This is a genomic window from Nitrospirota bacterium, assembly GCA_030645475.1.
Taxonomy (GTDB): Bacteria; Nitrospirota; Nitrospiria; order Nitrospirales; family Nitrospiraceae; genus Palsa-1315.
Window position 1 is genome coordinate 86,776 of sequence record JAUSMA010000067.1, and the last position, 13,688, is coordinate 100,463.

12 protein-coding genes are annotated in these 13,688 nt (G+C 58.9%); 6 read left to right on the forward strand and 6 right to left on the reverse strand.

What is annotated here, in order from left to right:
• Window positions 1-29: 29 nt before the first annotated feature.
• From Q7U76_13965 to Q7U76_13990, 6 genes are all read left to right on the forward strand, one after another.
• The gene (locus tag Q7U76_13965) at window positions 30-1,718 is read left to right on the forward strand and encodes an ABC transporter ATP-binding protein (protein ID MDO8357489.1); all 1,689 of its coding nucleotides are present in this window, start codon (window positions 30-32) and stop codon (window positions 1,716-1,718) included.
• A 22-nt stretch (window positions 1,719-1,740) separates the two neighbouring features.
• Entirely contained in the window at window positions 1,741-2,982 is a 1,242-nt protein-coding gene (locus Q7U76_13970) for a cation:proton antiporter (GenBank protein MDO8357490.1), read from the forward strand.
• Window positions 2,957-3,379: a universal stress protein gene (locus Q7U76_13975; protein MDO8357491.1), complete on the forward strand. Its 423-nt coding sequence runs from the start codon at window positions 2,957-2,959 to the stop codon at window positions 3,377-3,379. The genes Q7U76_13970 and Q7U76_13975 overlap by 26 nt, the downstream gene beginning before the upstream one ends.
• A 156-nt stretch (window positions 3,380-3,535) precedes the next feature.
• On the forward strand, window positions 3,536-4,291 hold the full coding sequence (locus Q7U76_13980) for a glycosyltransferase family 2 protein (protein MDO8357492.1): 756 nt from the start codon (window positions 3,536-3,538) through the stop codon (window positions 4,289-4,291).
• 396 nt (window positions 4,292-4,687) lie between these two features.
• The gene (locus Q7U76_13985) at window positions 4,688-4,987 is read left to right on the forward strand and encodes a lipid-A-disaccharide synthase N-terminal domain-containing protein (protein MDO8357493.1); all 300 of its coding nucleotides are present in this window, start codon (window positions 4,688-4,690) and stop codon (window positions 4,985-4,987) included.
• 55 nt (window positions 4,988-5,042) lie between these two features.
• Entirely contained in the window at window positions 5,043-6,779 is a 1,737-nt protein-coding gene (locus Q7U76_13990; GenBank protein ID MDO8357494.1) for a glycosyltransferase family 39 protein, read from the forward strand.
• A 95-nt stretch (window positions 6,780-6,874) separates the two neighbouring features.
• Here the strand turns inward: Q7U76_13990 and Q7U76_13995 are convergent, their stop codons facing one another.
• From Q7U76_13995 to ybeY, 6 genes are all read right to left on the reverse strand, one after another.
• Window positions 6,875-7,849: a phosphatase PAP2 family protein gene (locus tag Q7U76_13995; GenBank protein ID MDO8357495.1), complete on the reverse strand. Its 975-nt coding sequence runs from the start codon at window positions 7,847-7,849 to the stop codon at window positions 6,875-6,877.
• A gap of 146 nt (window positions 7,850-7,995) precedes the next feature.
• A complete protein-coding gene (locus tag Q7U76_14000) occupies window positions 7,996-9,123 on the reverse strand; it encodes a hypothetical protein (protein ID MDO8357496.1) in 1,128 nt (375 codons plus the stop codon).
• Window positions 9,101-11,245 (reverse strand): M1 family aminopeptidase, encoded by a 2,145-nt coding sequence (locus tag Q7U76_14005; GenBank protein MDO8357497.1) that lies wholly within the window; start codon window positions 11,243-11,245, stop codon window positions 9,101-9,103. Before Q7U76_14005 ends, Q7U76_14000 begins: the two co-directional genes overlap by 23 nt.
• Before the next feature lie 124 nt (window positions 11,246-11,369).
• Window positions 11,370-12,155: a response regulator gene (locus Q7U76_14010; protein ID MDO8357498.1), complete on the reverse strand. Its 786-nt coding sequence runs from the start codon at window positions 12,153-12,155 to the stop codon at window positions 11,370-11,372.
• Window positions 12,156-12,266: 111 nt separating this feature from the next.
• Window positions 12,267-13,205, reverse strand: coding sequence for a signal recognition particle-docking protein FtsY (gene ftsY / locus Q7U76_14015; protein ID MDO8357499.1), 939 nt, complete (start codon window positions 13,203-13,205; stop codon window positions 12,267-12,269).
• A 30-nt stretch (window positions 13,206-13,235) separates the two neighbouring features.
• A complete protein-coding gene (ybeY, locus tag Q7U76_14020; GenBank protein MDO8357500.1) occupies window positions 13,236-13,682 on the reverse strand; it encodes an rRNA maturation RNase YbeY in 447 nt (148 codons plus the stop codon).
• Between the last annotated feature and the right edge of the window lie 6 nt (window positions 13,683-13,688).

Here is a 13,688-nt window from a genome sequence, read left to right on the forward strand (position 1 = left end):
CTCGGGAGAAGTTTTTTCCGGATCAACCCATGGCACCATCCAACTTACAGCAGCCCTTCTCCCAATACGAACTCCGCCACATCGTCCAGGATATTCTGAACCAGCTCGGTCTGCTCGTGCGGCTGGAGCGGAAGATGCTCGGCATCATCGCCTCCTACGCCGTCTCAATCGGCCTGTTCATGCTCTGTGTGCCGATTGCGGTCCAGGAGCTGGTGAGCACCTTCTCGTTTGCCATCGAACCGCGGATGGTCCTTACGCTGTCCCTGATCGTGGCATGCGCGTTGACCGGCGTGGCGGCCTTTCGCATTCTCCAGGCCCGGGCCGTTGAAACGCTCCAGCAACGCATCTACACGAGAATTGCGATCGCCTTTACCCAGACGTTGCCACGCCTTCGCGAAGAATCGTTCCTGCCCCAACATGCCAACCGGTTCAGCGAAGCCGACCTGCTGACTCGCGCACTCGTGTCCATGGTGGCCGACCTCTTCAACGTCGCCGTCGTCGGCTCCATCTTCATGTCGATGCTGGTCTACTTCCACCCCTTCTTTCTGCTCTATAACGTGCTGCTTCTCAGCGGATTTGTCGTCTTGCTGACCCTTTTCGGCAGGGGGGGATTCCTCATCACGCTGGAGATGTCTCGCTTGAATTATGGCATCTACCACTGGATTCAGAATATCGCCGTGAATCTCCCGCATCTCCGTGCGGCAGGTCACAGCCCCTACCTGCTTCAAAAAACCGACGAACTCACGAGGGCCTACGCGCGAGTCCGGCAACGGCGGTCTGACCTCTTGACGGGCCGCCAATACAAGGCTGCGGCCCTGTGGCAGGTGGTCGGCCATACCGGCATGATCGCCACGGCCGGCATGTTGGTGTCGACCGGCCAGCTCACAGTGGGCCAGTTCGCCGCGGCCGAGTTGCTCGCCGCAAATCTCCTGTTGAACATGGATACCCTGGCCCGCCGGATGGTCCATATGTTCTTTGCCTTTGTCTCGTTTCGAGAGATGAGCGCCTTCTTCTCGCTTCCGCAGGACGAAACTGGTTCCAAGGCCGTCGTCCCGGTCGATCAGTTCGGCTGGGCCGGCATCACGGTCACGGCCAGGAACCTCGCCTTTGGGTATGCCGACTCAGCCCTCCTGTTCGAACATGTCGACCTGGAAGTGACGGCCGGTGAAAAGATCGCCCTATTTTGCAATTCAAGCGTACAGAAAACCTCCCTCGCCAAAGTGCTCGCCGGACTGCTGTCTCCTTCCGCGGGCGTCGTCCGCTACAACGACATGAATCTGGTCGAGGTCAGCCTGGAGTCGATCGATACCTGCCGCAGCCTCATGCTGGACTCCCATCCGACGCTGCTTGAAGGCACGATCGAAGACAACATTACCCTGGGACGGCCGTCGATCTCCTACGACGATGTGCAATGGGCGCTGCGCTTCGTAGCGCTGGACGAGGAGATCGACCGGATGCCGGACGGATTGACCACGATGGTAATCGGGCACGGCAATCAGTTCACTCTGAGTCAGACCCTGCGCCTCCTCCTCGCGCGAGCCATTGTGACGCGACCGCACCTCCTCATCGTCGAGGGCACATTGCACAGCATGCTCCCCTCGCTCCGCGAGGTCGTCCTACGAAGGCTCTGCAGCAAGGACGAGCCCTGGTCCGTCGTGTTTGTGTCCAACGATCCGACGTTCACCGCCCCGATCGATCGACGCGTGATGGTGACCTGATCGTTTCTTTGTTGAGGTACCGATGTCGTTGACTTGGGAAACTGCAGCCGTCTGGATGGCGATGGCGTTGCTCGCCTCGCTCATCTCGGCGCGGATCGGCATTTCCGTCGCCTTAGTCGAAATCTGCGTCGGGGTTGCCGGCGGCAACCTGCTGGACGTTCACCCGACGCCATGGATCGCCTCGCTGGCCGGTTTCGGCAGCGTCGTCTTGACCTTCCTGGCCGGCGCCGAGATCGATGTTGCGGTCATGAAAGACAAATGGAAGGAGACGCTCGGCATCGGACTCGCTTCCTTTCTTGTGCCCTGCGTGAGCGTCGCAGCCTTCGCCTATTATGTAGCCGGTTGGTCCCTGCAGGCGTCGCAGGTGGCAGGCATCGCTCTCTGCGCCACCTCCGTCGCCGTGGTCTACACTGTCCTCGTAGAACGGGGGCACAATGAACTCGAACTGGGCAAGATCATTCTTGCCGCCTGTTTCGTCACCGATCTCGGATCGGTGCTGGCGCTAGGACTGCTCTTCGCGCGATACGACTGGTGGCTGGTGGTCTTCCTCGCGGTGACAGCAGTGACGCTCTGGCAACTGCCCGGAGTCGCCCGATGGTTTTTCAGCAAGGCCGGGAGTCGTATCAGCGAACCACAACTGAAGTTCGTCTTATTGATTCTGTTCGCACTCGGCGCCCTGGCCAGCGCGGCCCAGAGTGAAGCGGTCCTCCCTGCCTACCTGGTGGGCCTCGTGCTAGCCCCGCTCTTCCTCGCCAACAAAAACCTGGCGCACCGATTGCGCGCCATCGCTCTGACGATCCTCACCCCCTTTTACTTTCTCAAGGCCGGTGTCCTCGTCAACCTCAAGGCCGTCCTGGCCACAGCGGCATTGGTCGGCCTCTTCTTCGCCGTCAACACCGCGGCCAAGCTCGTCAGCGTCTGGCCGCTCACCCGGCTGTTCCGATTCCGTCCACGGGAAGGCATCTACACCACGCTGTTGATGGCCACAGGTCTCACGTTCGGAACCATCTCCGCCCTCTTCGGGCTTGAACACAACCTCATCACACGCGAGCAATATGCCACGCTGGTCACGGTCGTGATCCTGACGGCCATCATCCCCACAATTATTGCCGAACGGTGGTTCGATCCTGGCGGAACGCCCTCCGAAGAACAGTGGCCGGAGGGGCGCCCAACCGGACAGTCCAACCCCCCATCCAGTTCCATCCTGCATACTCAGCCATCGGAAGGAGGCATTACCCATGTTCCGAAAAATCCTGGTCGGTAACGACGGTTCCGCCGGCGCGCTCAACGCGGTTCGCACCGCCATCACACTGGCGCAGCAGCACGGTGCTGAACTCCACGAGGTCTCCGTGGAGGAACATCTACCGCGCTACGGCGCGCTGATGGGCGAGGTGGTTGAGGCCAAGCAGGAGGCTCGGGATTTTTTTCACCGGGTGACACAAGAGGCGGAAGCGGCGGCGACCGCATTGAACCTCAGGCTGACGTCCCATGTCATCCCAGGGCATCCCGTCGAGGCCATCACCAAATTCGCCAAAGATGGCGGCTTCGACCTCCTGATCATCGGCTTCACCGGACATTCCAACATCTTCGGGCGCATCTGGGGCGGGACATCGCAAAACCTCGTGCGCTTGTCGCCTTGCACGGTGCTGATCGTAAAGTGACGCGGCAAACTCACATGATTGATGCCGTCTCGAAGCCATGCCCATCACTTTCATGCGGCAGGCTCTGGCGCCTGCGTTTGACGGTCTCACGACCATCCGCTAGAATGCGCGCGTGAATACACAGATTACAGACCGTTGCCGGAGTCTCCACGCATCATGACATCCTCATCCAGCCCTTGGGCCTCCGTCATCATCCCCATCAAAGATGAACGAGAGAACCTGGTCCCCCTCCTGACGGGCCTCTTCAAGGTCATGGACTCGCACGAGGCCTCACGCTCGCGCCCCTACGAGATTCTCTTCGTGGACGACGGCAGTAGCGACGGCAGCAGCGAAGAAATGGATCGCCTGGCGGCACAACATCGGCAAGTGTTGGTCTTCCACCTCGACCGGAATTACGGCAAGACCTGTGCGCTCGATGCCGGCTTCAAGCAGTCCTCCGGCGACCTCATCATCGAAATCGACGGCGACCTGCAACAGGACAGCGACGATATTCTCAAACTCTTGCCCCTGACCGCCTCCTACGATCTCGTGTGCGGATGGAGGCAACAGCGGCAGGATGGCTTCGTCAAGAAAATGTCCTCCAAAATCGCCAACCGTGTGCGGAACTTTTTCACACACGACGGTGTCCACGATACGGGATGCCCGCTCAAAGTGTTCCGGCGGCCCGTGCTGGAACGTATCCGGCTTTTCGAGGGCATGCATCGATTCTTCCCCGCGCTCGCACTGATGCATGGATTCACCGTCACCGAAGTGCCGGTGCGGCATTACCCTCGTATTCACGGCGTCTCCAAGTACGGCATGGGCAATCGACTGTTTAAATCTCTCTATGATTTGATTGCCGTGCGGTGGATGCAGAATCGAGTGCTGCGGTATGGGTTCAGGAAGGGCGAGGGGCCAGGGGCTCGAGGCTAGGGGTGGGAAACAAAGGCTTTAAAGATCTTGCTGTCTGGCAACAGGCAAAGGATCTTGCAGTTCTGACTTACCGTGTATCCGACAGTGAAATGAAGGACGTTGATTTTGGCCTAAAAGACCAAATACGACGTAGCGCGGTGAGTGTTGCGAGCAATCGTCGCCGAAGGAGACGAGCGCGGCACCGATAAGGAATCAATCAGATATTTTTTCATTGCCAAAGGTTCAGTCGCTGAATTACGCACACAACTTCAAATCGCGCATGAGTCAGGCCATCTCAATAAAACCATATATGAAACGCTCGAAACAGACTATGCCGTTCCGGGAAAAAGAATCGGTAAACTCATCCAGGCGAGACGCACACCCTCTCGCCCCTAGCCCCTTACCTCTGGCCTATTGATGAGTATCGAACACATCTGGATCGCCATCGGCTTTCTCGGCCAAGGATTGTTTTTCGGCCGCTGGGTGATCCAATGGATCGCTTCTGAGCGGACGGCGGAGAGTCAGGTTCCGATCGCGTTCTGGTACATGAGCCTGATCGGCGGACTCATCACGCTCGCCTATGCCATCTACCGGGAAGACCCGGTCTTTATTTCGGGGCAAGGCATCGGCACCTTCGTCTATATTCGCAATCTGGTGCTCATCTCCCGTGCCAACCAGGCGAAACAGCTCGCCAACCCATCTGCTCCACAATCATGACCGCCAGAACGTTGGCAAGCCCGGCTGATTCCGTCACAACATCATGCGAACTCCTATGACCACCACTGACCGCTCACACCATGCGTTGCTCTTCCTCGCACTCCTGGCACTGTCGGGACTGCTGTTTTTCCTGGGACTCGGCGACATGGGGCTGACCGACCGTGACGAGGGACGGAACGCCGAAGCCGGACGGGAAATGTTCGAATCGGGGGATCGCCTGACACCGACATTCAACGGTGAGCTGCGCGTCGCAAAACCGGTCTTTCTCTATTGGTTGATGGATCAGTCCTATCGCCTGTTCGGCGTCGGTGAGTTTGCCGCACGGTTCCCCTCGGCCCTCTTCGGCGTGGGCTTAATCCTCATCACTTATCTCTTTCTCCTGCACCAGCGTGATCGAACCGTTGCGCTCTTCGGCGCCTTGATGCTCCTGCTGAACCTGGAAATTCTTGGACTCGGGCGCATGGCCCTGACCGATAGCGTCTTGATTTTCTTCACCACAGCCTCGCTGTACGGTTTCTGGCTGGGGCTGCATGGGGAAGGTCGCATACGCCATTGGATCTGGGTCTTCTATATCGGAATGGCGCTCGCCACGCTGACGAAGGGACCGGTCGGATTCGCTGTGCCCCTCATCGTTGCGGCGCTCTACCTCACCTGGACGCGCCGGTGGCAGGACTATTGGCACAAAGGATTTCCCCTGGCAGGCATGCTGGTGTTTATTCTCTTGGCCGCTCCCTGGTATGCGGCCATGCTCCTCGTCCATGGCGACGCCTATGCCACAGGCGCCAAAGCCCATACGATCGGCCGATTCTTGAGTCCGATGGAAGGCCATCATGGGACCATCTTTTTCTATCTCCCAGTCCTGCTCCTAGGCTTTTTCCCTTGGAGTGCGCTCCTTCCAGTCCCGCTCTATCGCACGCTCAAAGATTGGTATGTCGCACGCCGTGACCGCACTCAGCCTGATCAGACAGGGCCATCGGAACTCGACCTCTTTGCGGCCCTATGGGTCGTGGGCGTCTTTCTGTTTTTCACCGCGTCGTCAACGCGCTTGCCCCACTATATCGGTCCCTTGTTTCCTGCCGCCGCCTTGTTGGCGGCTTCGTACTGGTCGCGCTGTCTGCAGGATCCGACCACCAAAGGGATTCGAGGATCCATTCACCTCATGATGGGACTGGGCTATCTCTTAGCGATCGGCTTTGCCTGCGTCCCCACACTCTATGCCAACTATGCCTCGAAGATGGTGCGGGAGTTCCCCCTCGCCGGACAGGTCGGTCTTGGAATCGGCCCCTACGTGGCCGCGACCCTCTTATTACTCGGCATGGGCTTGGTGGGATATCTTGGATTAAACGAGGAACGGCGCGGAGGAGCCTTCTGGGCAGCGGGAGCGACTCTAGCCGGTCTGGTTCTGACCGTCATCGTGATTGCGACCCCGCCCATCAACCGATTTGTGATCGCTCCGCCACAAGAACTGGCCTATGCGGCAGGACTGAATCTGGAGCCCCAAGACCTCTTCATTGCCTATGGGACGGTCAGACCCTCGTCTGTATTTTATGCCAGACGACCGACCGTCTTCGTGCCATTTGGGGAAGAGGACAAGATACGGGAGGCCCTGAAAGGGCCCAAGAAAGTGATGATCTTGTTACCGGAGACGGCACAGTCGAAATTGCCGGCTGAGGCGGTCACCCTGGTCCCTATTCTCAAGCGCTACGGCTACATCCTGCTGGCGAAGCAACCGATGGTGACCATTCCAGAAGGTGCAGCCCCACCACCGCCGCCTACCGTGTTTGGGCACTGACAAAACAGCCACGTGAGACCAGCGGGACGTGCAGGACGAAGTGGGAATCCTATCTGTTCACGCCGCCCTTTTCACACACGTCTCGCGCATCACGCCTACATCGGCACGATGCCTTTCAAGACGTAACTCGCCACCAGCACCAACAGCATAGCCGCAATGAACAGCCCCTCCGCCAAGGCCGCCGTTACCCCCACATGCCCATCCGCCGGCTCGACCTGTTTCTGAAGGCCGTCCAACCAATGAGCCGTTGAGACGAGCAGCACAGCGGTCGTCACAAACAATGAGCCGGTCGTCATCCCTAATCCCAGTCCCACGAAACTACGAGTCAGTGACCCTGACAGCCAGGCCGGACGCCATGCCGATTGCACCGCCCACAAGACATGCCCCACGAGTCCCGCCAGAGTGAGCAAGACGCCACTCCATAACAACTGCTGATAGGGCCAGGCCTCCGACGGGAGCTGCACGATCGTCCACACGAACGCGAGAGCCACCACAAAATACGGCGTCATTCGACAGAGAGCGAGTCCAGCCGCAGCCCGCCATTCTCGCCAAGGATGGACGGCAATCGCTCCCATGACACAACCGAGAGCCGCTCCTCCAACTACGTCGGTCAGATAGTGAGACCCGCGAAAAATCCGGCTGGCAGCAATCGCCACAGCGACAACGAGAATGGGCCATCTCGCTCGCGGAAACTTCGCGGCCAATACCGTGGCGACCGCGATCGCTGCTGCCGCATGGCCAGACGGAAACGAATCCCATCCGCTCCCACCGGCTGGAGAGAGTTCAAGATTTCCGGCATGCATAAACTTGGGGCGAGGGCGGCCAATCACATGTTTCACAATATTCGCAACCACCGCCACGAGACCATGTGCAATGAGGCTTTGCCATCCGGCGTCTTTCCACTGCGGGCGTTTCAATCCGTACCCGACCGCCAGCAACAGGAGGCTCAGGAGCACCAGCGACTCCCCCTTGCCGAGGCGGTCACCGAGATCGCTGAACTGAACCAGCCAGGGATTAGGGGCGGAACCGACCGGAGGATAGAGGGAACGGACAAACCGGGTCAGCGGCACATCCCAGTCAAAGAGCCCTACGAAGACAAGAATGAGCGCAACGAAAGAGCAAGCAAGAGGCACGAGGCGAATGGCAAGAGGTGGGACAGCAAGAAGCTGACTTTCCTGCCTCTCACCCCTCGCCCCTTGCCCATTGCCAGACGAAGTCACGGCACCCAGTCGGCGAGAAAGACATTAAACTCACCAGGAGCCTTAGTCCCGCGGTCGGAGACCCACACCAGACTGGTGCCATCCGGAGAGAACATCGGGAAACTGTTGAACTGTCCGTCGAAGGTGAGCCGTTCAAGGCCTTGGCCATCCTCACCGATTGCGTAAAGATGGAAACTGGGTCGGCCGCCTTCGCCTTTAGTCTCCACATTCGAAGAGAAAATGATTCTCTTGCCATCGTGAAAATAGAAGGGCGAGAAATTCGAGGCACCGTTCGACGTGACCTGGCGCTTCCCGCTGCCATCCGCATTCATCACATAGAGTTCAAGTTGTCCCGGCTCCACCAGATTCTGCTTGAGCAAATCCTGGTACTTCTCAATCTCCGCCTGATCGGTCGGGTGCGAGGCCCGATACACAATGCGCTTGCTATCCGGCGAAAAAAACGCTCCTCCGTCGTAGCCGATCTCGTTCGTCAGCCGCCGAACCCTGGAGCCATCGAGGTTCATGGCATAGATATCCAAATCCCCGTCTTTCACAGAGGTCCAAATGATCGTCTTCCCGTCCGGCGACACCGTGGCCTCCGCATCGTAGCCGGACGAAGAGGTCAACCGCTGCATTTCCTGACCATCAATACGCACGGCGTACAAATCGTAATCGTCCAACGCCCAGCGGTAGGCCCCTTCCCGCTTCGGCTTCGGCGGACAGTTCGGCCCCGTGGCATAGGTCGATGAATAGAGCACCCGGCGATCACCGGGGAAAAAATAGCCACATGTGGTGGCGCCCGTGCCGGTGCTCACCAAACGAACCGTATTACTTTCTAAGTCCATCACGTACATTTGATAACAATCCAGCCCGGCGTCGGCCGGCTTGAGCATGGCCGCGTAGGTATCCTTCATCCAATTGTTGGTCGATTGGAAGATCAATTTGTTCCCGCTGAAGGAAAAGTAGGCTTCGGCATTCTGCCGGCCCACCGTCAGCTGGCGAATATTCTTCAGATGCCGCTCAGACTGGTGAGCGGGAACCACCCGAGCCTTCGAGGCAAGGCCCTCTGCCTGCCCCTGCTGCTCCCCCAGCAACAGACACACGAGACCGATCATGCAGCACTTACTGAATGAGATTGCTGGCATCGAAACGCACCTCCGTACGATCGCTGGCGATGGGCCATTCGCCACGAATGACGACCGCGCCATCGTTGAACAACACGAAATTATTCCATCCGTAAAAAAAGAGCAGCCGCGCCACCTTCGCCACAGCCTGAGGGGTGGCCGCATACAGCACCGTCACGACGCTGCCGGGGCGGTCGACCCGGTGGCAACTGGCCAGCAGGGCCAGTCCAGGCCCTTCGTGCGCCCGTCCCATCACCGTGACGCCCTTGTCGTGCAGCATCGCGCGCTCACCGCAATGCTTGGCGAGAATCGATTGAATCCCCGCGAGAGATTCCGGGCCGCCCAATACTAACACCGAACCTTCCTGAGGCAACAGCCCGTCCTGTGCCATCGGGGCCATCACCGTTCGCTCACCAATCGGTTTCTGCTGCTCTTGCGCTTCAATGCGCGCGACCACGTCGCGAAACAGAGAGGGATGCCCCGGCTCATCTGTAAAGGCCATCACGACCGACCGCCGCCGATCGGTGACATAGTGATTGAGCCCCGGTGGCAACGATTGCCGGTCGATCCGTCGAAAGGTCATGAACTCGGGGTCGAGATCAATCGAGATCGGTCGAGCGGGCAGGGTCATGTAAATCGTCTCGCGCAGCCCACGCAGCGGCACAGTCAGAACCTCTTCATGATCGCCCTCCATGCGAATCAATAACTGAAGGGGAAGACGAAAGAGCTTGCCCGATTGAACGATCGTGGCCTCGAGCTGAACGGCCTGCCCAGGCTTCCCCGCAACAGGACGGGCAACGGCCTCCGACAACGACAGCATGGGCGCCCCATCCTGTTCCACCCATTGCGCAAAAAACCATCGGAGATCCTGGTGGCTCTCTTCCCCAAAGACCTGTTCAAGATCGCGCCATTCCACATGCCTTCCACGATACTGCCCCACAAAGCTCTTCAAGGCTCGCCAGAACGTCTCGTCTCCCACCTCCTGGCGCAGAAGGTGAAACAGCATGGCGGATTTTTGATACCCGATGGCATTGTCATGCTCATCCAGTTTGTGCGTGAATTGTGCGACCGGATAGTCCCGCTCCGGGGGGACATGAAGGTTGTAGCCCTGCACCATCAGGCGGCGTTGATCCCGTGCCTGCGCTGAATCTCCCATCAATTCGTGCCAGTAATAATTGGCCAAGTACGTCGTCAGCCCTTCCACCCAATTTCCGCGATCGACGCGATTGAAAACATCGTTGCCGATCCAGGAATGCACGATCTCGTGGCCGAGTGCGTAGGGCTGCACATAATGCCGTTTGATGACGCCGCTCCCCAACAGGGTGAACGAGGGCATACCGAGCCCACTCGCAAAGAAATTCTCCACCACGGCGAACTTCTCAAACGGATAGGGACCCAGCAGCGGGATGTAGGCCTCCAAATACCGCGCGGTGGCCTCGAGATATTCCTCGGCCAAATGTGCATCATCGGGAAAGAGGTAGGTCGAGAGCTGAATCCTCTGACCGGTCTTGGCTGTCCAATCGCGAAACTCGGTGACGAATCTGTTCGCCACGAGTGTGAGCGCTTCGCTCGGCTGCGGCACCGTCCATTCCGTCATCACCATTCCAGCATGACGGCAGACCCCGACCGGACAGGCACGCGCTTCACCAGCCTTCCCCTGGGTCACGGAGGTCCATCCCGTTGGCACCGCAACCAGCAACGTATAGGTACCGAGCGATTCCGGAACATCCGGATACCAGTGGCTTTCGCTGCTCACATAGACACCTTCCGGCCCGATATGTCCGGCCGTCTCACTGGGCGTCACAAAGCGAAGATGGCGTGGATCGCGCGGCGGGTCGTTGACGACCCCATGGTAGTGAATCTCCAGCGTCACCAGGCCCGCAGCCAGGATCTGCGAGGGAATGGTTACATGTTGCGCCGACTCCGGCGTGGAGCCATGTTCGACTTCATACGGTACATCGTCACTCAAGACCTCCGTCCCCGACGATCTGTGCACGAATGCCACGCGGTCAACCTGAAGCGTGGAGGCGAGCGAGAAACGAATCGAAGTCTGCGGCTCTGCCACCTCAAGGGTCAGCCGGTCTGTTGCGATAAGGGCATGTTGTTCGGGGACGATCTGTACGAACAGATCGTGATGCATCATGATCTGTCCTGGTGAGGAAGGCTCAGCTGCGCAGGCTATACCGGGTGCCCCGTCGCTGAAGAGCGCGAGGAGCATGAGAGGAAGAAAAGAGACGATCCTGCTTCCGATTGGCATCGGAAGGGTTTTAGCATTCGCGACAGACGAGCACAAGCTGGATAGACGTCAACAATTGCTCAAGGTCGACGGGCTTCCCGATGACTTCTTGCGGCCCCATGACCCAGGCTTCGTCGAGACGGTCTTCGTCATGACTCCCGGTGATGATGATTACCCCGCCGGTATATTCGCGTTGGCGAAGTTGCCGAAGCACCTCAGCACCGTCCATGCCTGGCATGATCAGATCGAGCAGAATCAGATCGGGCGGCGCTTGCTCCACCATCGAAAGGGCTTCAGCGCCATCTTTCACGCCAAGGGCCCGATAACCGCGGAGACTGAGAAACTGGACAAGCAGGTCGCGGACCAACGGCTCGTCATCGACGACGAGAATCGTTTCCCCGGTATCGGCCACGGCGGCGCTGTCCGCCGCCCCTGGCAACGCGGAGACAGGTCGAGCCGGAAGCTGCACCACCCGGTTGACGCATTCGACGAGCACGTCAAGCGATAGGCCCTTGCGGATAAAGTCGGTGACGCGCAACCCCCGAGCTTGATTTTCCTGCTCCTCGGTCGCCCCGCCTCCCAAGATGATCACTGGCGCATGGGGATCATAGGCGCGGATTTCTTTGAGAACGGTCAGCCCATCCATTTCCGGCATGCGAAGATCAAGAATTGTGACCCGCGGAGCATGTTGGCGAAAGATCGTCAGGCCTTCGATCCCGCTCGTCGCCGTCAACACCTGATACCCATGTCGAGTGAACACGGACTGGATCAGCTCGCAGTTCATGCGATCGTCATCGATCACTAAAATCTTGATCATACCTCAGCCTTCACGAGAACAATGTGTCACGCGCCGCGTTGGGATCATCGGCAAATGTAACCTACCACGGACGATGCCGACTGAGAAGAAAATGCCGTGATTTCACAGGGGTTACGCTGATGACGGCGGCGATGTCCCGATGAGCGCATCCACAAAGGCATCGCTCTTGAAATCCTGCAGGTCCTCGACCGACTCCCCGACTCCGATCAGTCTCACGGGTAACTTGAGCTCCTCGGCGATCGCGACCACGATCCCTCCGCGAGCGGTGCCGTCGAGCTTTGTCAGAACCAAACCGGTCACGCCGACAGTCTGATGGAATTGACGGGCTTGGAACAGCGCGTTTTGCCCGACCGTGGCGTCCAGCACAAGGAGCACTTCGTGCGGCGCACCGGGACATTCCTGCGCGATGACGCGGGTGATCTTACGGAGTTCGTCCATGAGATTCGATTTCGTGTGCAGCCGGCCCGCCGTATCGATCAAAACCACGTCCACCTTCCGAGCTTTCGCAGCAGCGATCCCATCGAACGCGACCGCTGCGGGATCGGCTCCATGGCGGTGGCGGATCACGTCGACACCGACCCGATCGGCCCAGACTTGCAGCTGATCGATTGCCGCCGCGCGAAAGGTATCGGCTGCCACCAACAACGGCACCTTCCCTGCCTGCACAAGCCGTTGCGCAATTTTCGCGATCGTCGTCGTCTTGCCCACACCGTTCACCCCTACGGTCAGGATGACGAAGGGCTTAGGGCCCTTCGCAAGTAAAGACTCCAACGACAGTCCTTGCACGGGCGTCAAGACATCGAGCAGCGTGTCTCGCAACATCTTTTGCACCTGCGCTGATTGCGAGGCGTCGGTCCCTTGGAGCTGCTTCTTCAGGCGTTCCATGACACGCTCCACGACACGGACACCGAGGTCGGAGGCAATGAGCGACTCTTCGAATTCCTCCAAGAGGGCAGGATCCGCCGCACGGCCCAGCAACCGATCCAAAGACCCGCGCAGGACATCGCGTGTCTTGGTGAGCCCGTCACTTAATTTCTGTAGCCATTCCATAGAACTACTCGTGTGGTCTGCGTGTGAAAACTACCGGATACAATTCGCTGGTTTCGGCACGCGGGCGAGCGACCGCAGAATCATCCGTTCCCGGCGTTGCATCCGGCGCGCTTCTTTCTCGCTTCGCTCATGATCGTAGCCGCAGAGATGCAAAATGCCGTGGACCAGGAGCACCGTTAGCTCTTCATCCAACGATCGCTGGCCCTCTTTCGCTTGACGAACTGCCGTCGGCACGGCAATGACCACATCGCCAAGCACCGTCGAAGAGGAATGGGGCGCTTCCCGCATGGCAAAGGCCAGCACGTCGGTCGTGCGATCCTTACCCCGATACTGACGATTGAGACTCCTCATCCGCTGGTCGCCCACGAACAGAATGCCAAGCTCCGCCGGTGCTTCGCCGACATCGGACAGAATCGCCCGTGCCTGTCGATCCAGGCGCGCCTGGTCGAACGTGACACGTCGAACCTGAATCTGCATATGAAC